This is a genomic window from Gordonia alkaliphila, assembly GCF_023017165.1.
GTDB lineage: Bacteria > Actinomycetota > Actinomycetes > Mycobacteriales > Mycobacteriaceae > Gordonia > Gordonia alkaliphila.
Window position 1 is genome coordinate 389,351 of record NZ_JALKBW010000001.1, and the last position, 20,160, is coordinate 409,510.

General features: G+C 67.8%; 20 protein-coding genes, 1 other RNA gene and 1 pseudogene. 11 read left to right on the forward strand and 11 right to left on the reverse strand.

Translation table 11 applies throughout. From position 1 onward, the window contains the following. Nucleotide 1: 1 nt before the first annotated feature. From MUG78_RS01835 to MUG78_RS18055, 5 genes are all read left to right on the forward strand, one after another. A complete protein-coding gene (locus MUG78_RS01835; protein ID WP_246991643.1) occupies nt 2-1,060 on the forward strand; it encodes an ABC transporter permease in 1,059 nt (352 codons plus the stop codon). Between the two features lie 91 nt (nt 1,061-1,151). Further along, nucleotides 1,152-2,009 (forward strand): 3-hydroxyacyl-CoA dehydrogenase, encoded by an 858-nt coding sequence (locus tag MUG78_RS01840; protein ID WP_246991645.1) that lies wholly within the window; start codon nt 1,152-1,154, stop codon nt 2,007-2,009. 110 nt (nt 2,010-2,119) lie between these two features. Further along, nucleotides 2,120-3,889 (forward strand): oleate hydratase, encoded by a 1,770-nt coding sequence (locus tag MUG78_RS01845; RefSeq protein ID WP_246991647.1) that lies wholly within the window; start codon nt 2,120-2,122, stop codon nt 3,887-3,889. Nucleotides 3,890-4,041: 152 nt separating this feature from the next. After that, nucleotides 4,042-5,688, forward strand: coding sequence for a long-chain fatty acid--CoA ligase (locus tag MUG78_RS01850; protein ID WP_246991649.1), 1,647 nt, complete (start codon nt 4,042-4,044; stop codon nt 5,686-5,688). A gap of 149 nt (nt 5,689-5,837) precedes the next feature. Further along, on the forward strand, nt 5,838-5,960 hold the full coding sequence (locus MUG78_RS18055) for a hypothetical protein (RefSeq protein ID WP_281499767.1): 123 nt from the start codon (nt 5,838-5,840) through the stop codon (nt 5,958-5,960). A gap of 228 nt (nt 5,961-6,188) precedes the next feature. Here MUG78_RS18055 and ssrA read toward each other — a convergent pair. The 9 genes from ssrA to MUG78_RS01895 all read right to left on the reverse strand — a co-directional run bounded on the left by ssrA (nt 6,189) and on the right by MUG78_RS01895 (nt 12,518). After that, nucleotides 6,189-6,560: a transfer-messenger RNA gene (gene ssrA, locus MUG78_RS01855) on the reverse strand. Between the two features lie 103 nt (nt 6,561-6,663). Beyond that, nucleotides 6,664-7,437, reverse strand: a complete 774-nt coding sequence (locus MUG78_RS18230; RefSeq protein WP_246991651.1) for a hypothetical protein — start codon at nt 7,435-7,437, stop codon at nt 6,664-6,666. Nucleotides 7,438-7,439: 2 nt separating this feature from the next. Further along, entirely contained in the window at nt 7,440-7,913 is a 474-nt protein-coding gene (gene smpB / locus MUG78_RS01865; RefSeq protein WP_246991653.1) for an SsrA-binding protein SmpB, read from the reverse strand. 25 nt (nt 7,914-7,938) lie between these two features. Then, nucleotides 7,939-8,844 (reverse strand): permease-like cell division protein FtsX, encoded by a 906-nt coding sequence (ftsX, locus tag MUG78_RS01870; protein ID WP_246991655.1) that lies wholly within the window; start codon nt 8,842-8,844, stop codon nt 7,939-7,941. An 11-nt stretch (nt 8,845-8,855) separates the two neighbouring features. Next, nucleotides 8,856-9,542, reverse strand: a complete 687-nt coding sequence (gene ftsE, locus MUG78_RS01875) for a cell division ATP-binding protein FtsE (RefSeq protein ID WP_246991657.1) — start codon at nt 9,540-9,542, stop codon at nt 8,856-8,858. A gap of 48 nt (nt 9,543-9,590) precedes the next feature. Then, nucleotides 9,591-10,100: an Rv3103c transmembrane domain-containing protein gene (locus tag MUG78_RS01880; protein WP_246991659.1), complete on the reverse strand. Its 510-nt coding sequence runs from the start codon at nt 10,098-10,100 to the stop codon at nt 9,591-9,593. Then, entirely contained in the window at nt 10,097-10,984 is an 888-nt protein-coding gene (locus tag MUG78_RS01885; RefSeq protein WP_246996750.1) for a mechanosensitive ion channel family protein, read from the reverse strand. Before MUG78_RS01885 ends, MUG78_RS01880 begins: the two co-directional genes overlap by 4 nt. A 34-nt stretch (nt 10,985-11,018) precedes the next feature. Next, nucleotides 11,019-12,134 carry a peptide chain release factor 2 gene (prfB, locus tag MUG78_RS01890; protein WP_246991660.1) on the reverse strand — a complete coding sequence of 372 codons (1,116 nt, stop codon included), beginning with the start codon at nt 12,132-12,134 and terminating at the stop codon, nt 11,019-11,021. A 30-nt stretch (nt 12,135-12,164) separates the two neighbouring features. Further along, complete coding sequence (locus MUG78_RS01895) at nt 12,165-12,518, reverse strand: hypothetical protein (protein WP_246991662.1); 354 nt, start codon at nt 12,516-12,518, stop codon at nt 12,165-12,167. 19 nt (nt 12,519-12,537) lie between these two features. Here MUG78_RS01895 and hisN point away from each other — a divergent pair, with 19 nt between their 5' ends. Both hisN and MUG78_RS01905 read left to right on the forward strand, forming a co-directional pair. After that, nucleotides 12,538-13,341, forward strand: coding sequence for a histidinol-phosphatase (hisN, locus tag MUG78_RS01900; RefSeq protein ID WP_246991664.1), 804 nt, complete (start codon nt 12,538-12,540; stop codon nt 13,339-13,341). Nucleotides 13,342-13,463: 122 nt separating this feature from the next. Further along, nucleotides 13,464-13,817, forward strand: a complete 354-nt coding sequence (locus MUG78_RS01905; protein ID WP_246991666.1) for a VOC family protein — start codon at nt 13,464-13,466, stop codon at nt 13,815-13,817. 72 nt (nt 13,818-13,889) lie between these two features. Here MUG78_RS01905 and MUG78_RS01910 read toward each other — a convergent pair whose 3' ends face one another. Together MUG78_RS01910 and MUG78_RS01915 are read right to left on the reverse strand one after the other, a co-directional pair. Further along, nucleotides 13,890-14,549 carry an MBL fold metallo-hydrolase gene (locus MUG78_RS01910; protein ID WP_246991668.1) on the reverse strand — a complete coding sequence of 220 codons (660 nt, stop codon included), beginning with the start codon at nt 14,547-14,549 and terminating at the stop codon, nt 13,890-13,892. A 1-nt stretch (nt 14,550) separates the two neighbouring features. Further along, nucleotides 14,551-15,126: a TM2 domain-containing protein gene (locus MUG78_RS01915; protein ID WP_246991670.1), complete on the reverse strand. Its 576-nt coding sequence runs from the start codon at nt 15,124-15,126 to the stop codon at nt 14,551-14,553. Nucleotides 15,127-15,277: 151 nt separating this feature from the next. On the opposite strand from MUG78_RS01915, the pseudogene MUG78_RS01920 reads away from it, so the two are divergent. The 4 genes and pseudogenes from MUG78_RS01920 to MUG78_RS01935 all read left to right on the forward strand — a co-directional run bounded on the left by MUG78_RS01920 (nt 15,278) and on the right by MUG78_RS01935 (nt 20,140). Further along, nucleotides 15,278-16,644: pseudogene (locus MUG78_RS01920) on the forward strand (acyl-CoA dehydrogenase family protein). 31 nt (nt 16,645-16,675) lie between these two features. Then, a complete protein-coding gene (locus MUG78_RS01925) occupies nt 16,676-17,893 on the forward strand; it encodes an acyl-CoA dehydrogenase family protein (RefSeq protein ID WP_246991672.1) in 1,218 nt (405 codons plus the stop codon). 171 nt (nt 17,894-18,064) lie between these two features. Beyond that, entirely contained in the window at nt 18,065-19,474 is a 1,410-nt protein-coding gene (locus MUG78_RS01930) for a lipase family protein (protein WP_246991674.1), read from the forward strand. Between the two features lie 27 nt (nt 19,475-19,501). Continuing rightward, complete coding sequence (locus MUG78_RS01935; RefSeq protein WP_246991676.1) at nt 19,502-20,140, forward strand: TetR/AcrR family transcriptional regulator; 639 nt, start codon at nt 19,502-19,504, stop codon at nt 20,138-20,140. Nucleotides 20,141-20,160 lie beyond the last annotated feature (20 nt).

The window sequence follows — 20,160 nt, forward strand, 5'->3', positions numbered from 1 at the left end:
CATGAACCTCTCTACTGTCGCCGTCATCACGAAACTCGAAGTGCGCCAACGCATTCGGTCCACCCGGTGGAAGTGGACCGCCCTGGCGTTGTTCGGCCTGCTGTCCGCCATCGTCTTCGGGTCGCTGTACGTGACCACGCTCGGAAGCGACGACTACCACGACTGGGCACGCGAGCTGCTGACCATCGCCCTGGGCACCGTGCTGTTCGTCGGCATGGTCGGCGCACCGGCGATCAGCGCGGCCGCGATCAACGGCGACCGCCGGGACGGCACCCTCGCCCTGGTACAGGTGACCCCGATCAGCGCGGCCGAACTCGCCCTCGGGAAGTGGCTCGGCGCGTGGCTGGCCTCGCTGACCTTCCTCGCGATCGCCTCCCCGTACCTGATTTGGGGCATCGCCGAAGCCGCCAGCTCCGTGCTCTTCTCGGTGATCGCCGTCGTCGTGGTCGCCGTCCTGCTCGGCTGCTACTGCGCCATCGGCCTCGGCTTCTCCGCGCTGTCGAACCGGCCGACTGCGTCGACCATGCTCACCCTGTCGACGGTCCTGTTCCTCCTGCTCGGCCTGCCCGCGATCTACGGCCTGGCATTGCCCTCGGTGGAACGCACCCACACGGTGCTGCGCCCCCAGCACGGATGGGACCCGGCGCGCGCCGCGGCCGATCCGGAATACGCTGGCGAACCCTGCGTCGCCCAGCCGAAGAAGGTCACGTTCCACCACACCGAGGACGTCTGGTGGCTGCTGGCCCCCAACCCGGTTCTCATCGTCGCCGACACCCTCGCCGCCGGGACCGCGCGGACGAACGACTGGGCGATAAGCGTCCCGCGCTCCACCGCGAACACCCTGTCGTCGGCCCGGTCGGGCCCGTACATCACCGACCTCTCGTGCGACAGCGAGCGGTGGTGGGAAGACGAAAATCGGTATGCCGAAAGCGATCTCGGCCGCAGTTGGTACCTGGGCGTCGCCGTCACCGTCGTGCTCGGTCTGGTCGGTTTCGCCGTGGCGGTCCGGCGGCTGCGGGTACCCGCGGGCAAGCTCGCCAAGGGCGTGCGCGTGGCGTGAGCGAGCAATCCGCGACGACCGGGCCCGGCTATTGCGACACGAACCGGACGGTTCTCAGCCGGGAATCGGATTGCCGCGTACCGTTTTCCCCATGGCAGATATCAAGAAGGTCCTGGTCATCGGAACCGGTGTTCTCGGTTCCCAAATCGCCTATCAGACAGCGTATTCCGGCTTCGACGTCGCCGTGTACGACATCAGCGACGAGATCGTCGGCACTGCGCGCGACACCACGTTCCCGGGCCTCGCGAAGACCTATCTGAACGAGGTCAAGGATGCGACCCAGGAGAAGGTCGACGCCGCCCTCGCCCGCCTCACCTACCACTCGGACATGGCGTCGGCCGCCACCGACGTCGACATCGCGATCGAGGCCGCCCCTGAGCGCCTGTCGATCAAGGAAGGCATCTTCGCCGACCTCAACAAGGTCGCGCCCGAGCGCACCATCTTCTGCACCAACTCCTCCACCCTGCTGCCGAGCGACATCGCGCCGTCCACCGGCCGTCCGGACCGCTTCCTCGCGATGCACTTCGCGAACCGCGTGTGGCAGTTCAACACCGCCGAGATCATGGGCACGCCGCAGACCGACACGGCGGTCTTCGACCGGGTCGTCGAGTTCGGCACGGAGATCGGCATGGTGCCGATCCCGATGCACAAGGAGAAGGCCGGCTACGTCCTCAACTCGCTCCTCGTGCCGTTCCTGGCCGCCGCGGCCGAACTCGCGGCCGGCGACTACGCCGACCCGAAGGCCGTGGACGACGTCTGGCGCATCGCGACCGGCGCTCCGCTCGGCCCGTTCCAGATCTACGACATCGTCGGCCTGAACACGCCGTACAACATCATGATCAACGGCGACGCCGAGCAGCAGAAGCTGGGCGCGTGGCTCAAGGAGAACTACATCGACAAGGGCCGCCTGGGCATGGCCAGCGGTCACGGTTTCTACGACTACGTCTGACCGACGGAATCGATCAGCAACAACTCCCACGACTTCGGCGGGTGTCCGCTCGGCGATCACCCGCCGAAGTCGGCTTCAGCACACCCTTTTCACCCACGAATGGAGCACACATGCATCACGACGCCGGCAACTACGAGGCCTTCGCACGACCTCGCAAACCTGCGGGTGTGGACGACAAGACGGCGTGGTTCGTCGGTGCCGGCCTGGCCTCGCTGGCCGGCGCGGCGTTCCTGATCCGCGACGGCCAGATGGCCGGCGACAGGATCACCATCCTCGAGGAACTGGACCTGCCCGGTGGCGCCCTCGACGGCATCAAGGTGCCCAAGAAGGGCTTCGTGATCCGCGGCGGCCGCGAGATGGAGAACCATTTCGAGTGCCTGTGGGATCTGTTCCGCTCGATTCCGTCATTGGAGATCGACGACGCGAGCGTGCTGGACGAGTTCTACTGGCTCAACAAGGACGACCCGAACTTCTCGCTGCAGCGTGTGACCGTCGATCAGGGGCAGGACGCGCACACCGACAACAAGTTCTCGCTGGGCGACGAGTCGCAGAAGGATCTCGTGCGAATCTTCCTCGCCACCCGTGAGGAGATGGAGAACAAGCGCATCAACGAGGTGGTCAGCGAGGAGTTTCTGAAGGGGAATTTCTGGCTGTACTGGCGCACCATGTTCGCCTTCGAGGAGTGGCACAGCGCCCTCGAGTTCAAGCTCTACCTGCACCGTTTCATCCATCACATCAAGGGCCTGCCGGACCTGTCGACCCTCAAGTTCACCAAGTACAACCAGTACGAATCGCTGGTGCTACCGCTGTATCGCTGGCTGCTCGATCAGGGCGTCAACTTCCAGTTCTCCACGACGGTGACCGACGTCGATTTCGCCATCGACGGCACCCGCAAGCAGGCCACCCGCATCCACTGGGTCAGCGAGGACGTCGAGGGCGGCGTCGATCTGACCGAGAACGACCTGGTCTTCATGACCATCGGCTCGCTCACCGAGAACTCCGACGAGGGCGACCACCAGACCCCGGCCCAGCTGAATCGGGGCCCGGCCCCGGCGTGGGATCTGTGGCGCACCGTCGCCGCGAAGGATCCGTCCTTCGGCCGCCCCGGCGTCTTCGCCGATCACATCGACGAGACCAAGTGGCAGTCGTGCACGGTCACCACGCTCGACAAGCGGATTCCGGAGTTCATCCAGAAGATCTGTAAGCGTGATCCGTTCAGCGGCAAGGTGGTCACCGGCGGCATCGTGACCGCCAAGGATTCGAGCTGGCTGATGAGCTGGACGGTGAACCGCCAGCCGCACTTCAAGAATCAGCCCGACGACCAGATCGTCGTCTGGGTGTACGGCCTGTTCCCGGACAACGTGGGCGACTACGTGAAGAAGACGATGGCCGACTGCACCGGCGAGGAGATCACCCGCGAGTGGCTGTACCACATGGGTGTGCCCACCGATCAGATCGACGGTCTCGCCGCGACCGGCGCGAAGGCGGTGCCGGTGATGATGCCGTACGTCACGGCGTTCTTCATGCCGCGCCAGGCCGGTGACCGACCGGACGTGGTGCCGGCCGGATCGGTGAACTTCGCCTTCATCGGCCAGTTCTCCGAAAGCCCGAGTCGCGACTGCATCTTCACCACCGAGTACTCGGTGCGCACCCCGATGGAGGCGGTGTACACGCTGCTCGACATCGAACGCGCCGTCCCCGAGGTCTTCGGATCCACCTACGATGTGCGTCATCTCCTCAATGCGACGGCGCGGCTGCGCGATGGCCAGGAAGTGGAACTCCCCGGCCCGCACCATCTGCGCGAGAAGCTGTACAAGAAGTTCGTCGACAACGAAGTCGGCGAGTTGCTCGCCGAGTACAAGCTGATCGCCAAGCCGTAGGCACCGACCACACCGCAGCACAGTGACAACCCCCTCACTCGGATGCCGAATGAGGGGGTCGTCACATCGTTGCGGCTACGCCGACTAATCTGAGATGGCGCATGCTCAGCATGCGCGGCAAGACGCACCACGTGACGAAAAGGGAGCAGTCCATGATTCAGTCGACGATGCAGGAAGGCGCGCTGACGATCTCCAGCATGCTGGAGCACAGCCGCAAGTTCTATCGGGAGGCCACGGTCAGCACGTGGACCGGTTCGGGACTGCGCACCGCCTCCTTCGCCGAGGTCGGCGATCAGGCCGCGCAGATCGCCAACGCCCTGGCCAAGCTCGGTGTCGAGATCGGCGATCGCGTCGCCACCTTCATGTGGAACAACCTCGAGCACCAGGTGCTCTACGCCGCCGTGCCGTCGATGGGCGCCGTGCTGCACACGCTGAACCTGCGCCTGTCGCCGGAGCAGGCGATCTACATCATGAACCACGCCGAGGACAAGGTGATCTTCGTCGACGCCAGCGTCGCCCCGATGCTGGAGAAGTACCTCCCGGACGCCCCCACCGTGAAGCACGTGGTGGTCTGCAGCGGCCCGGCCGACGCCATCACCGCCCCCGCAGGCGTCACCGTCCACACCTGGGACGAGCTCCTCGCGGGCGAGTCGACCCGGTACGACTGGCCGGAACTGGACGAGCACGCCGCCGCCGCGATGTGCTACACCTCGGGCACCACCGGCGACCCGAAGGGCGTCGTCTACTCGCACCGCTCCATCTACCTGCACTCGTTCCAGGTGATCTCCTCCAACGGCATGGCGCTGGCCAACAGCGACACCGCCCTGGTGATCGTGCCGATGTTCCACGCCATGAGCTGGGGCATGCCGTACGCCGCCATGCTCGCCGGCGCGAGCCTGCTGCACCCGGACCGCTTCCTGCAGCCCGAGCCGCTGCTGGCGATGATGGCCGAGGCCAAGCCCACCATGGCCGCCGCGGTGCCGACTATCTGGTCCGGCGTCTCCGCACTCCTCAACGCCGTCCCGCAGGACATCTCGCACCTGCGCGAGGTGGTCGTTGGCGGTTCGGCCGTTCCGCCGTCGATGATCACGCAGTTCGACGACTACGGCGCCCCCATCACCCACGCGTGGGGCATGACCGAGACCTCCCCGCTGGGCTCGGTGGCGCGCGTGCCCGCCGGCGTCACCGACCCCGACGAGGCCTTCGCCTACCGGGTCACGCAGGGCCGCTTCCCGGCCCCGGTGCAGGCTCGGATCGTCGACGCCGACGGCAACGTGCTGCCCAACGACGGCGAGACCAGCGGCGAGCTGGAGGTCGCCGGCCCGTGGATCACCGGCGCGTACTACTCGCCGGAGGGCAACGTCTCCGACCCGGCCAAGTTCCACGACGGCTACCTGCGCACCGGTGACGTGTCCACGATCAGCCCGGACGGCTACATGACCATCGTCGACCGCACCAAGGACATCATCAAGACCGGTGGCGAGTGGATCTCGTCGGTAGATCTGGAGAACGAGATCGCCGGCCACCCGGACATCCTCGAGTGCACCGTGATCGGCGTGCCCGATGCCAAGTGGGACGAGCGTCCGTTCGTGCTCGCCGTGCTGAAGGAGGGCTCCACGCTCGACGTCGCAGGCGCCCGGGAATGGCTGGGCGAGCGCGTCCCGCGCTGGCAGGTCCCCGAGCGCTGGACGTTCGGCCAGGAGGTGCCCAAGACGTCGGTCGGCAAGTTCGACAAGAAGCGCGTCCGCCAGCACTACGCCGAGGGCCTGTATGAAGTGGTGAACGGGCTCGACCTCTGAGCCTCGCAGACTCTCAGTAAACCCCCAGCTGGGCACTCCGGCTGGGGGTTTCTGCTGTTCAGGACTCTTCCGCCGAGGCACCACGCCAATATTCGTCACGTCCGACTGCGCGACGAAGCTGCGCGGCGGCCCCCGACTCGGATACGGTGGTGTCATCCAAACGGACGACATCAAGGAGGAACTACATGTTCGACCAGACTCTGTGGGCCCTGATCCAGGACAACCCCGGCGTGCTCGATGCACTCCTGCACGTGTTCTCCGGCACCGTCTAGGTTCAGGCGCCCCCAGGCCTGATCGGGTGCCGGGTACCCCTTGCCCGGCACCCGATCAGCGGGTCGACTCCGGTCGACTCGACCGTGGGCCTGATCGGATCACTCCGATGCGAAGAACCCCTCGCCACCGTGGTGGCGAGGGGTTCTTCGCGTCGCGTGGGGCTCACCGTCACGCCGGTCGTTCGTGACAAGAGAAAACCCCCACCTGGTCGACCAGGTGGGGGCTCTTGGTGGAGCTGCCGGGAATTGAACCCGGGTCCTCCGACACTTCAGTAGGGCTTCTCCGTGTGCAGTCCGCTCTGTCTCTACTTGGATCTCCCGGTCTCACGAACAAGCCGGGATGACGATCCCAGTCGCTGTTTGTTGTCCCGTCGGCGCCCGCGACCGGCGACGGCGGTGAGTTCCCTAGCTGATGCCGGCATCCGGGTGCGGGAACACCACCCGGGCCGACAGACTAGCCTCGCTGATCAGGCAGCGAGGGCGTAGTCGCGCTGATTGGAATCGGCGCTTAATTGGTTGCTGCGACGCTTACGGTGGTCTCTAGCCTGCACCGACACGCTTCCCCTACCTCGATGCTCGAAGTCGAAACCGATCAGCCCCGAGATAGTGACCCGCCATCGCTGGCGGACTACCTACTGTAACCGCTTCCCCGCCGGATTTCATCCCGCCGGTGTCGACCTCTCCGGAACCGCCCCCACGGGGATCAGCCGATAGCCAGCAGAGCGCTCGCCCCCGGGTCGAGCTCGACGGCGAGGCGGCCGTCGACGGCGTGCAGTCGTCGTCCGGTCCACAGGTCGGTGGCGGGCACCGAATCGTCGCCCATGAGGTTGAGGTCGGCGATGGCCACCGAGACCGTCCGTCGCTCGGCCGCGGGGTTGATCAGGCCCACCAGCAGCCCGGTGGCACCCACGGCGCGGACGCTGACGTTCGGGTCGTCGTGCACCGGCGCGCCCGCTGCACGACGGTCATCACGCGCGACGTCGAGCACGTCGGCGCGCGTCAGCACCGCCAGGTTCTCCGGCGGCACAGCGACGCGCGCCTCGCCCGCCACGATCAGCGGTCGCGCCGTCATCACCGCGCGGGTGATCGCGGTCTGCAGCGCGACCACAGGACGACCCGCCGGCACCGCCTGCCGCACGCGCGGATCCGCGGGGGCGATCGCCTCCAGCGACAGACCTCGCGTACGGAGGAAAGCGCGGTCGGCGTCGACCACGAAGCGCAGCTCCCCCGCACAGGCCGCCAGGACGGTGCGATAGCCGGCGGCGGCCAGTCCGGTGCGCTGCAGGCCGTCGGCGGTGGCTCGGACCTCGTCGGAGGTCACCGTGCAGCCGTCGTCGGACGCGATCAGCCAGCCCTGCATCGGCGCGGCGACCGGCGGCGACACCGGTTCGGGGGCGCTACAGCCGACGAGCACCGCGGCCGCCAGCGTCGTCGCACCCCATCTCAGGATGGAACCGACGGCAGCCGAACGGCGCACGCTCACATGCCCTTGACGCGCCGGCCCATCTCCCGCTCGACCTCGCGTTTGGCGGTCCGCTCGGCGATGTCGCGGCGCTTGTCGTGGGCCTGCTTGCCCTTCGCCAGGGCCAGTTCGACCTTCGCGTACCCGTCGGAGAAGTACATCTGCAGCGGCACCAGCGTGAGGTTGCCGTCCTGCAGCTTGCCCACCAGCTGGTCGATCTCGCGGCGGTGCAGCAGCAGCTTCCGCTTGCGCCGCACCGGATGGTTGGTCCATGAGCCCTGGCCGTACTCGGCGATGTGCAGGGCGTGCAGCCACACTTCGCCGTTCTCCAGCGTCGCGAAGGCGTCGACCAGCGAAGCCTTGCCCTCCCGGAGCGCCTTGACCTCGGTGCCCTGCAGGACGATCCCGGTCTCGTACGTGTCCAGGACGGTGTAGTTGTGTCGCGCCTTCCGGTTGGTGGCGATCACCGACCGGCCCTTCTCCCTGGGCACCGAGAACTCCTTCAGCTGTCGAGAATCAATCGCGGACGTAGACCCGCAGCGTGCCATACGCGGTGACGCCCGCGACGACGATGCCGGCCAGCAGCAACCACGGCGAGACGAACCAGACGTCGGCCGCAGTGATGCGCGCCAAGATGTTCACACCGTAGAGGTCCTCGAGGGCTTTGTCGAAGAAGAATGTCTTCCCCAGGAACAAGCCGCCGATGGCCAGCAGCGCGCCGATCACCGCGGCGAGTACCGCTTCGAGCAGGAACGGCAGCTGCGTGTACCACCGCGTCGCGCCCACCAACCGCATGATCGACACCTCGGTCCGCCGCGTGTACGCGGCGATCTGCACGGTGTTCACGATCAGCATGATCGCTGCCAACGCGAGGATCGCGGCGATCACGAAGGCGGCGTTGCGCGCGCCGTCGAGCACGCTGAAAATGCGTTTGACCAGCTCACGTTGATCCAATACCCCGTCGATCCCGGGGGCCTTGGCGAACTTGTCGAGCACCTCGCCGAACCGCGCGGGGTCGGAGGTGCGCACGCGCAGAGCGGCCTGCGTCGAGTCGGGGGTCAGGAACTCAGCCACCTCGGGTGAGCTCTCCTGCCACGACGCCTTCGCGGTCTCGAACGCCTGCTCCTTGCTGATGTAGGTCACCGACGACACCCCGGGCTCGGCCTCGAGGTCGCGTTTGACCTGGGCGCAGGGATCCTTGGTGCAGTTCGCGTCGGCTTCGGTCACCGCGTCGGTGATGAAGAACTGCATCTCGACGCGGTCCAGGAAGATCTTCTGGCTCTTGTCGGCCATCTGAATCACCAGCAGACCGCCACCCAGCATGCCGAGCGTCACGGCGGTGGTCAGGATCATCGCCAGGGTCATGGTCAGGTTGCGGCGGAATCCGGTGAGGACCTCGCGCAGAATGAAATTTGCTCGCACGTCGTCTCTCCCTATCCGATGCCGTAGACGCCGTGCTCGTCGTTACGCACGAGCCGTCCGCTGTCGAATTCGATGACTCGTCGGCGCATGGCGTCGACGATGTGCCGGTCGTGCGTCGCCATCAGCACGGTGGTGCCGCCCCGGTTGACCCGGTCCAGGACCTCGACGATCTCCTCGGAGGTCTCCGGGTCCAGGTTGCCGGTCGGCTCGTCGGCCAGCAGGACCGCAGGCCGGTTCACCACCGCACGCGCGATCGCCACGCGCTGCATCTCGCCGCCGGACAGTTCGTGCGGCATCCGGTCGGCCTTGCCGGCCAGCCCGACGTACTCCAGCACCTCGGGCACCGCCTCGCGGATGGTCGCCGCCGGCTTGCCGATCACCTGCAGCGCGAAGGCCACGTTGTCGGCGACGCTCTTCTTGGGCAGCAGACGGAAGTCCTGAAACACGCAGCCGATCGACTGCCGCAGCTTCGGCACCTGCCGAGCCTTGAGCTTGTTGACGTGGAAATCGCCCACCCAGATGTCGCCGGACGTCGGCTTGTCCTCCTTGAGGAGCAAGTGGAAGAACGTCGACTTCCCCGATCCCGAGGGACCGATCAGAAAGGCGAAGTCGCCCTTGTCGATCTCGAGGGACATGTCAGACAGCGCGGGCCTGCTCGATTTCGGATACTGCATCGTCACATCGGACAGCTTGATCACAGCATCGAAGTCTAACGACGACTCCTGAGAGTGCCGCTCAGGCACCGGTCAACGCGCCGGAACGCTCGTGGTCGGGGCGGTGGTGTCCGGTTCCTGCGTGGGCGACGTCTCGTCGTTCTGCGGGAACAGGAAGTCCAGCGGCCCGCTGCGGGTAGGCGTGGGCGAGGTGGTCGACGGCTCCGTCGACGGTTCGCTGGTGCGCGACTCCGGGGTGCGCGAGACGGAGGGCTCCGGCGTGGTCTCCGTGGTCCGACGCTCCTCCACCTGCCGACGCTGCTGCTCGTTGACCGTCGGCGGCGCCACGCCGTAGAAGGAGGTGGTGAAGCCGTAGAGGGTCACCGAGGCGAAGAAGGCGACGATCAGCAGCACTGTCGTGGTGCGCATCTTGGTGTGGTAGACGTGGCCGATCCGGGTCCACAGCCGTTGCCACCGCGTCGGTTCGACGTCGGACTCCTCCTTGGCGGCCTTGGCGATGGCCGCCATCTGGTCGGTGGTGAGCAGGCCGTCCTCGTCCAGACCGTCCTGATCCTGCGTCGGCTGCAGATCGTCGCCCATCATGCTTCGCCCGTCGATTCCGCGGGCATCTTCGCCGCGACCGTGATGCCGCTGCGCGCCAAGCCCTGCACGATGCGTACGCGCAGCGCGCGGCTGACGTCGAACTGCTTGCCGGGCAGGGTCCGCGCCACCATGCGAACGGTCAGCGAGTCCAGCTCCAGGTTGGTCACGCCGAGCGGCGCCGGGGCGTCCAGCAGCAGGCGATGCCAGTGCGGATCCCGGTAGAAGGCCTTGCCGACCGCGGTGAGCGTCTCGTTGACGACGGTGATGTCCGCGTCGGCGGGCACCGGGACGTCGACCACGGCGCGCGCCCATTCGCGGGACAGATTGTTGACCTTGAGGATCTGCCCGTTGGGCACGATGATCATCTCGCCGTCGCTGGTGCGCAGCCGGGTGACGCGCAGGGTCACGTCCTCCACCGTGCCCTCGGCGACCGATGCGCTGGTGATGGTCAGGTTCACCACGTCTCCGTAGCCGTACTGTCGTTCGGCGACGATGAAGAAGCCGGCCAGGACGTCCTGCACGATGCGTTGGGCGCCGAAGCCGAGGGCTGCGCCGACCACTGCGGACGGACCCACCAGTGCGCTGAAGCGCACTCCGAAGACCGACAGGATGTGCAGCACCACGACCACCGCGATCATCGCGATGACGGTCCAGACCACCACGTCGACCAGCGCGCGCTGATGCTTGGCGTCCTCGGACTGCACGATCGCGTCCGAGCGGTGGAACCGCTTGTCCACTCGCAGGTCGTACCGGTCACCGATCCATCGGACGAACCGGACCAGCAGGATGCCGCCCAGGATCCAGATCAGGATGTTCAACCCCTTGGTGGCCAGCCACTCCTCCAGGAAGTTGGTCCACTGGGGCAGTCCGAGTCGGGTGGTCAGATATTCGACGTCACCGCTAGCCGCGAGTAGCAGGTCAGGCCTCTCCGTCGTTCATCCGCCACCGGATGCCGGCCTCGATGAACTCGTCGAGATCGCCGTCGAGCACCGCGGTGGGGTTGTTGCCTTCGACGTTGGTGCGCAGATCCTTGACCATCTGGTACGGGTGTAGGACGTACGAACGCATCTGGTTGCCCCAGCTGGAGCCGCTGTCGCTCTTGAGTGCGTCGAGCTGCGCGCGCTCCTCCTGGCGCTTGCGCTCGAGCAGTTTCGCGGCGAGCACGCGCATGGCGGACGCCTTGTTCTGCAGCTGGCTCTTCTCGTTCTGACAGGTCACGACGATGCCGGTCGGGATGTGCGTGAGGCGCACCGCCGAGTCGGTGGTGTTGACCGACTGTCCGCCCGGACCCGACGACCGGTAGACGTCGACCTTCACTTCGTTCTCGTCGATGTCGATGTGGTCGGTGGTCTCCACCACCGGCAGCACCTCGACCTCGGCGAACGACGTCTGGCGTCGGCCCTGGTTGTCGAACGGGCTGATGCGCACCAGGCGGTGCGTGCCCTGCTCCACCGACAGGGTGCCGTACATGTACGGCGCCTTGACGACGAAGGTCGCGGACTTGATGCCGGCTTCTTCGGCGTAGCTGGTGTCGTAGACCTCGACGCCGTAACCGTGCTGCTCGGCCCAGCGGATGTACATGCGCATCAGCATCTGCGCCCAGTCGGCGGCGTCGATGCCGCCTGCGCCGGACCGGATGTTCACCACGGCCTCGCGCTCGTCGTACTCGCCGGCCAGCATGGTCTTGACTTCCATGGCCTCGATGTCGGCGCGCAGCGATGCCCGCTCGGCGTCGGCGTCGGCCTGCGCGGCGGTCTGCGCCTCGCCCTCCTCCATCTCGACGAGCTCGTAGAGGACCGGCAGGTCCTCGAGCCGCGACCGCAGCTCGGTGACGCGCCGCATCTCGGACTGCGCGTGCGAGAGGCGGCTGGTGACCTGCTGGGCGTGATCCTGGTCGTTCCACAGCTCCGGATCGGAGGCCTGCATCTCGAGTTCGGCGATGCGGCTGCGCAGCTCGTCGAGATCCATCACCTTCTCGACCGTGGTGAGGGTGGTGTTCAGCGATTCCAGATCAGCGACGACTTCGGGGTGCACAGCATGTCAGCCTACCGACCCGCGGCGCGATCACGCTTCCAAGGTGCCGAACCGCCAGGTGGTGGCCGTCTTACCCGGCTTGTAGACCACCGGACGCTCCTCGCCGATGAACGGATCGGCGGCCTCGGCCGGGAGGGCGAGGGTGGTGTACACCTCGGTCGGCGCGGTATCGGGACCGATGATGGTGCCCGAGACGGTGAAGTAGGCCTGCCCGCTCTTGTCGGCGTCCCCGCGACCGCTCACGCCGGTGATGGTCAGCGTCCCGCTCGCGTACCCGGAGGCACCCGACACCGGGCCGCCGGCCCGTCGCGTGCGGCCGATGAACAACGAAGCGATCGTCGCGGCGATCAGCAGAATGAACACGACGGTGATCCAGGACGGCATGGGACTACCCTAGGCGATCATGGACTCGATCCCCGCCGCTGAAAGCATCGCGGCCGATCTTCAGTTGGCCCTGGACCTGGCGGACGCCGCCGATCGCCTCACCGCCGATCGGTTCGGCGCGCTCGACTTGCAGGTGGACGACAAGCCCGACCTGACCCCGGTCACCGACGCCGACCTGGCCTGCGAGCGCCTCGTGCGCGAGCTGCTGGCCACCCACCGCCCCGCCGACGCGGTGCTGGGCGAGGAGTTCGGCGGCGACGCGGCGCTGACCGGGCGGCAGTGGATCATCGACCCGATCGACGGCACCAAGAATTTCGTGCGCGGCGTGCCGGTGTGGGCCACGCTGATCGCCCTGCTGCACGACGGCGTGCCCGTGGTCGGCGTGATCAGCGCACCGGCCCTCGGGCGGCGCTGGTGGGCCTCGGCCGGGGGCGGGGCCTTCGCCTCGGTCGACGGCGGCGCCCCGCGGCCGCTGGCGGTGTCCGCCGTGCCCGCGCTCGGCTCGGCGTCGTTGGCCTTCTCCAGCCTGTCCGGATGGGCCGATCGCGGCCTCCGGGATCGCTTCGTGGATCTGACCGATCAGGTGTGGCGGGTCCGCGGCTACGGCGACTTCTGGAACTACTGCCTGGTGGCCGAGGGCGCGGTCGACATCGCCGCCGAACCGGAGGTGTCCCTCTGGGACCTCGCACCCCTGGACATCCTGGTGCGCGAGGCCGGCGGCAGCTTCACCGCACTCGACGGGACCGCCGGCCCGGCCGGCGGCAGCGCCGTGGCCAGCAACGGACTGCTGCACGACGATGTCCTCCGGGCCCTGCGTACCTGACTCCCTGGGCCAAAGCCCCCTCTTGGTTGCAAACGCTCGGATCCAGGCCGCCCGCGGACTAGCGTGGCCCTCGGACCCACGGCCCGCCGCGACCACCCCGCGGCATACGCGTTAGGAGCGACATGACCCAGAACGACGTCAAGATGATCATGCTGTCGACCGAGGACCTCGATGCTTCGGTCGACTTCTACACCCAGACCCTGGGTTTCACTCTGAAGTTCCGCGACGGCACGCACTTCGCCGCCCTGGACGGCAACGGGATCACCCTGGCCCTGGCCACCGAGGTGGACCACCCGATTCCGGGCAAGGTGGTGGTCGGTATCAAGACCGACGACGTCGACGCGGCCGCCGAAGCCGCCGTCGCCGCCGGTGGCGGCCTGGTGACGGCCCCGTACGACGACGCGCACGAGCGTCGCGCCGTGGTGTACGACAGCCAGGGCAACGGCCTCGTCTTCTACAAGTCGTTGGGCCGCTGACCCACTGAACAAAAGTTTCATGTCCCCGGAGGCACCGCTGAGGTGCCTCCGGGGACATGAAACTTTCCGGTGTCAGAACTCCCGGGAGGCACCCGGTTCGATGACCACGAATTCGGTGCACGCGGGCTTCATCTCCGCCAGGCGCGCGTTGTGAATGCCGAGACCGGCGTCCGAGACCACCGCCTGGTGGATCGGGAAGGCGCGGCGCGGGGCCGCCCCGCGCAGATAGTCGACGGCCTCGCTCAGCTTCATCCACGGCGCGGCCGCGGGCAGGGCGAGGACGTCGATCTCCTCGAACGGGATGTACAGGCTGTCGCCCGGGTGCATGAACGCCCCCGGACGGTCGGGCGTGTCCAGGATGTACACCGTGTTGTCGACCACCGGCAGTTCCGGATGGATCACCGCGTGCCGACCACCGGTACCGCGCACGGTGACCGTACCGACCTGGAACGTTCCACCCGGCGCCTGCACCGCCCACTGCCCCATCGAGCCGTCGGCGTTCAGTTGCGCCGCTGTCTGCGGATCGGCGTAGAGGACCGCCGCCGGGTTGGCGGCGACCAGCGCGGGCAGCTTCGCCACATCGGCGTGATCGGGGTGCTGGTGGGTCACCAGAATCGCGTCGAGACCGGCGAGCCCTTCGAACCCGGACGAGAAGTTGCCCGGGTCGAACAGAATCCGCGCCCCGGCGACCTCCACCAGCACGCACGAATGACCGAACGAAGTGATCAACATGTCAGGCGCTGAGCGCGCGACCGTCCGAGTCGGGGAGCTTGCGGATCACGATGAGGATGAAGTCGATGATCGACCAGATCCCCAATCCGCCGCAGGTCAGCAGCTTGGCGACGCCGAGACCGGTGTACCCGAGGTAGAACCGGTCCACGCCGAGTCCGCCGACGAACAGCGACAGCAGCATGGTGACGAGCCACTCGCGGCTGGAGAACAGTCCGGGGATCGCGCCGGCCTGGAACCAGTTGCCGCCGCTCACGTCGCGAATCTGGGTGGTCGAACGCACCCGACCGTCCAGCGAGTAGGCCTGTAGATCCTGGACTGAGAGCGGGCCCACCTCCTGGCCGTTGACCACTGCGATGTAGCTGCCGCTGACGGGATTGGCCTGGCCCGGGTACGGCTGGCCCTGCGGTGCGCCGTAGGGCTGCCCCTGCGGAGCACCGAACTGCGGCTGCCCCTGGGGAGCCCCGTAGGGCTGGCCCTGGGGAGCGCCGTACGGCTGACCCTGCGGCGAGCCTTGGCCGTAGTCGGGCTGTTGTCCGGGCTGGCCTGAGTTGGGCGGCGTGTTCGGAGGTTGTGTCATGGGTCATACAGTAGAACGGCCCACGACGATTGTCGTCGCGAGACTCGCTATCGACATCCTCCTTACCGCAAAGTAAGGTAACTTCTTACCGCGGAGTAAGATTCCGTTGCGAACCCGGATCACACCGTCCGACGTCGAGAGAGTGCAGGCCATGACCGAAAAGACCCAACCCCGCGACACCACGTCCGTCGGCGCACAGGCGCACAAGCGCACGCCGATCGGCACCGCGATGCGCGCGCTCACCGCTATCACCGGCTCCGATTTCGCGGCCAAGTACAAGCTTCGCGAGCCACTGAACCGGGTCGCGTACGAGGCCACCAAGTCGGGCTTCAAGACGTTGGGCGCCGCCAACCGCGCCTTCGCACAGGCCTCCGGCGGCGCCGATCCGCAGCGCCCGCCGTGAGCCCCAAGGGCTACTTCAACCTGAATCCGGACGAAGAGCAGGCGATGATCGCCGAGACCGTCCGTGATTTCGCGACCGAGATCCTCCGTCCGGCCGCCTACGACGCCGACAACGCCGCGACCGCACCGGAAGAGATCGTGGCCCGCTCCGCGGAACTCGGCATCACGATGATCAACGTGCCCGAGGCTTTCGACGGCGCCGCCGACGAGCGCAGCGTCGTCACCAACGCACTCGTCGCCGAGGCGATGGCCTACGGCGACATGGGCCTGGCCCTGCCGCTGCTGGCCCCGAGCGGCGTGGCCACCACGCTGACCAACTTCGGCAGCGACGCCCAGCAGAAGACCTACCTGCCCGACTTCGCCGGAGAGAGCGTGCCGGCCTCGGCCGTCGTCATCGCCGAGCCGTGGCCGCTGTTCGACGCGTTCGCGCTGCGCACCAAGGCCACCCGCGTGCCCAGCGGCTACCGCCTGACCGGCGTCAAGTCGTTCGTGCCGAACGCGGGCAGCGCCGAACTGTTCCTGGTCGGCGCGATGCTCGACGGCCGCCCCGCCCTGTTCATCGTCGAGTCGGACACCACCGGTGTCTCGGTGGAGGCCGACCCGGGCATGGGCCTGCGCGCCGCCGGGATGGGCCGCCTGGTGCTCGACAACGTCGCGGTGCCCGCGCACGCCATCGTCGGCGGCGAAGAGGGCGATCCGGCCGTCAACGCCTACAGCGACGTGGTCCGCCTGTCCCGCCTCGGCTGGTCGGCGCTGGCCGCAGGCACCGCCAAGGCCGTCCTCGACTACGTGATCCCCTACGTCAACGAGCGTGAAGCCTTCGGCGAGCCCATCTCCAACCGCCAGGCCGTGGCCTTCATGGTCGCCACCATGGCCACCGAGGTGGACTCGATCCGCCTGGTGATGCTGCGCGGCGCCTCGCGCGCCGAGCAGGGCCTGTCGTTCGCCCGCGAGGCCGCGCTGGCCCGCAAGCTGACCATCGACAAGGGCCTGCAGATCGGCCTCGACGGCATCCAGCTGCTCGGCGGCCACGGCTTCACCAAGGAGCACCCGGTGGAGCGGTGGTACCGCGACCTCCGCGGCGCCGGCATCGGCGAGGGCATCGTCGTCCTCTGACGGGCGACGAGCGATAGGAAGAACTGATCCCATGGCAATCAACCTCGAACTCCCGAAGAAGTTCAACGCGCACATCGACCAGGCCCGCCAGGCCGGCCTGCAGGTGTTCCGCCCGATCTCCCGCAAGTACGACAGCGCCGAGCACGAATACCCGGTGGAACTGGACACCCTGGCGGCACTCTACGACGGCCTCGCCGAAGCCGGTCAGGCCGGCGCCGGCGCCGCGGGCGGCCGCGGCGACGAGGGCAAGAAGCGACCGGAGGGCTACAACGCCAACGGCGGCAACATGCAGTCGATCATCAACTCGATGGAAGCCTCCTACGGCGACGTCGGCCTGATGCTGTCGATTCCCTACCAGGGCCTCGGCAACGCCGCGATCGCCGCGGTGGCCACCGACGAGCAGCTCGAAGCCTTCGGCAAGGTGTGGGCCGCCATGGCCATCACCGAGCCGAGCTTCGGTTCCGACTCGGCCGCGGTGACCGCCACCGCCACCCTCGACGGCGACGAGTACGTGCTCAACGGCGAGAAGATCTTCGTCACCGCCGGCTCGCGGGCCACCCACATCGTGGTCTGGGCGTCGGTCGACAAGAGCCTGGGCCGCGCCGCCATCAAGAGCTTCGTGGTCCCGCGCGAGCACCCGGGCGTCACCGTCGCCCGCCTGGAGGAGAAGCTCGGCATCCGCGCCTCCGACACCGCGGTGATCGTCTTCGACAACTGCCGCATCCCCAAGGCGAACCTGCTGGGCTCCCCCGAGGTGGACGTCAAAAAGGGCTTCGGCGGCGTGATGCAGACCTTCGACAATACGCGTCCGATGGTGGCGGCCATGGCCGTCGGCGTCGCTCGCGCGTCGCTGGAGGAACTGCGGGCGGTGCTGGAGAAGGCCGGCCTGACGATCGACTACGACCGTCCGGCCAGCGATCAGCCCGCCGCGGTCGCCGAGTTCATCCGTCTCGAGTCCGACTGGGAGGCCGCGTACCTGATGACGCTGCGCGCCGCCTGGATGGCCGACAACAAGATGCCGAACTCGCTGGAAGCCTCGATGAGCAAGGCCAAGGCCGGCCGGACCGGCACCGACGTGACCAACAAGGCCGTCGAGCTGGCAGGCACCGTCGGCTACTCCGAGCGGTCCCTGCTGGAGAAGTGGGCGCGCGACTCGAAGATCCTGGACATCTTCGAGGGCACGCAGCAGATCCAGCAGCTGATCATCGCGCGGCGCGTGCTGGGCAAGTCCAGTTCCGAGCTGAAGTAGCCACGCGATCGACGAACGACGAGCCCCGCTCCATCGGAGCGGGGCTCGTCGCATCGGTGACCCCGTTGTGCTGAGCACCACTTCTGCAGTACCGTCCAGTAGCACAGTGAAACACGCCTGTTTCACTGCGGGCTGGCGTGCCCGTCATCAACAGTTCAAGGAATCCGTGACGTGAAGAATCCACTCCGCGCGGCGACGGCGGTCGGGGCCGCCGCCGCGCTCGCCCTGGGCCTGCTCGCGCCCACAGCCGCGGCCGAGCCGCCCACCCCGCGTTCCCGCACGCAGCAGGTGCCGGTGGCCCCCGCTCCGCCGGTGGCCCTCCCCCAGGAACTGGACCGCGGCTTCTTCGAGCCGCCCGCGCGCGTGCTGGCCGCGACCGAACCCGGCCACATCATCGCCGCGCGCCGGATCAATGCGGCCACGCTGGGCCTGGTGCCGATGAACGTCGACGCCTGGCAGCTGTCGTACCGGTCGACGAATTCCCGCAACCAGCCGATCGGTGCGGTCACCACCCTGCTCAAGCCGCGCGGGAAGTCGAAGGGGCCGCGCAAGGTGGTCTCCATGCAACTGGCCGAGGATTCGACGGCCGGCTACTGCGCGCCGTCGTACGCGCTGCAGCAGTGGTCGGCCGCGGCCGCCCTCGGCCAGCAGGTGATTCCGGGCGAGATGATCATCGCCCAGGGCATGCTGGCGCAGGGCTGGGCGCTGTCGATCCCCGACCATCAGGGACCCAAGCACGCCTACGCCGCCGGGCCGCTGGGCGCGCGGATCACGCTCGACGGCCTGCGCGCGGCCAAGCACTTCGCGCCCGTCGGGATCGACGAGGCGTCACCGATGGCGATGTACGGCTACTCGGGCGGGGCCATCGTGACCGGTCACGCCGCCGAGCTGAAGCAGACCTATGCGCCGGAACTGAACATCGTGGGCGCGGCCGAGGGAGGGGTCCCGGCCGACCTGAAGGTGGTGTTGAACGCCGCGCAGAACGGCGCGACGAGCGGACTGATCCTGGCGGCGGTCCTCGGCCTGAGCCGCGAGTACCCGGAGTTCGACCGCTTCCTGCAGCGACGCCTCAACCCCGAGGGCCGGGCCCTGATGGCCATCAAGGGACCGCTCTGCGTGGGCCATCAGGCGATGACCCTCCCCTTCCTCAACAACAAGGGCTTCATCGGGTGGCCCGGCGACCCCGTCGACGCCCCCGCGGTCCGCAAGGTGCTCGACGACACGCGCATGGGCAAGGCCGTGCCGGACATGCCGATGTACATCTGGAACGCGCAGCTCGACGAGATCATCCCGGTGAGCCAGGTGAACACGCTGGTGAAGACCTACTGTCGCGACCCGAAGGCGTCGATCACCTACACCCGCGATCACCTGTCCGAGCACCTGATCGGCGAGGTCGCCGGAGCCCCGCCGGCCATCCTGTGGCTCAGGGACCGGCTCAACGGCACACCGACCACGCCGGGTTGCACCGTGCGCGACGAGCTCACGATGACCTCCGACGCGAAGTGGTGGCCCACGTTCACTGACGCCGTCGGTACGAATATCGCGTCGCTCTTCGGCGCCGCGATCGGACACGGAAAGTGAGCGCTCGCGCCACGTAATCTGGTGGTCGTGAGTGAAGATCGTGTCTACCGGGGGCAAGCCGTCGGCGACCGTCGCCGAGACCGCCGAGAGCGGTTTCTGGCGGCGGCCGTCGAGGTCTTCGGCACCCAGGGGTACGCGAGCAGTTCGGTCCCGCAGGTGTGCCGGGCGGCCGGACTGTCGACGCGCCAGTTCTACCAGGAGTTCACCGACCGCGAGCACCTGCTGCGCACCCTGTACGACCAGTTGCAGGACCGCACCATGGCCGAGGTCAACGCCAAGGTCCTCGAGCGCATCGCCGCCGGCGATCAGCTCGACGGCATCCTCGACGCCGGCGTGCGGGCCTTCCTCGCGGTGTATCACGACGACGCGCGGCTGGTCCGCATCAACTTCATCGACGTGGTCGGCGTCAGCAGTGCCTTCGAAGAGCACCGCCAGCTTCGTCGTGCCCAGTGGGGCGAATTACTACGGGCGGCCGCCGAGGTGGGCGCCGAGGGCGGGTTGACCATCTCCACGGCGAGCCCGCTGCAGTGGGCGGCCTATATCGGCGCGGTGAACGCGGCCATCGTCGAACGCACGCTGGACCCGTCGATCACCGAGACCGACGTGGTCGATGCGATGCGCACGCTACTGCGCCCGGGGATCCTGGGCGCAGCAGACGTGAACTAATCTGCCGTCGGCGGAGCCGC

Bases quoted from the DNA above. Each gene is read 5' to 3' on its own strand.
- MUG78_RS01910 (WP_246991668.1), bottom strand. From the start codon at position 14,549: ATGTTGATCACTTCGTTCGGTCATTCGTGCGTGCTGGTGGAGGTCGCC.
- hisN (WP_246991664.1), top strand. From the start codon at position 12,538: ATGGACTCGATCCCCGCCGCTGAAAGCATCGCGGCCGATCTTCAGTTG.
- MUG78_RS01840 (WP_246991645.1), top strand. From the start codon at position 1,152: ATGGCAGATATCAAGAAGGTCCTGGTCATCGGAACCGGTGTTCTCGGT.
- MUG78_RS01845 (WP_246991647.1), top strand. From the start codon at position 2,120: ATGCATCACGACGCCGGCAACTACGAGGCCTTCGCACGACCTCGCAAA.
- MUG78_RS01880 (WP_246991659.1), bottom strand. From the start codon at position 10,100: ATGATGGGCGACGATCTGCAGCCGACGCAGGATCAGGACGGTCTGGAC.
- MUG78_RS01925 (WP_246991672.1), top strand. From the start codon at position 16,676: ATGGCAATCAACCTCGAACTCCCGAAGAAGTTCAACGCGCACATCGAC.
- MUG78_RS01905 (WP_246991666.1), top strand. From the start codon at position 13,464: ATGACCCAGAACGACGTCAAGATGATCATGCTGTCGACCGAGGACCTC.
- MUG78_RS01915 (WP_246991670.1), bottom strand. From the start codon at position 15,126: ATGACACAACCTCCGAACACGCCGCCCAACTCAGGCCAGCCCGGACAA.
- MUG78_RS01895 (WP_246991662.1), bottom strand. From the start codon at position 12,518: ATGCCGTCCTGGATCACCGTCGTGTTCATTCTGCTGATCGCCGCGACG.
- MUG78_RS01850 (WP_246991649.1), top strand. From the start codon at position 4,042: ATGATTCAGTCGACGATGCAGGAAGGCGCGCTGACGATCTCCAGCATG.
- MUG78_RS01835 (WP_246991643.1), top strand. From the start codon at position 2: ATGAACCTCTCTACTGTCGCCGTCATCACGAAACTCGAAGTGCGCCAA.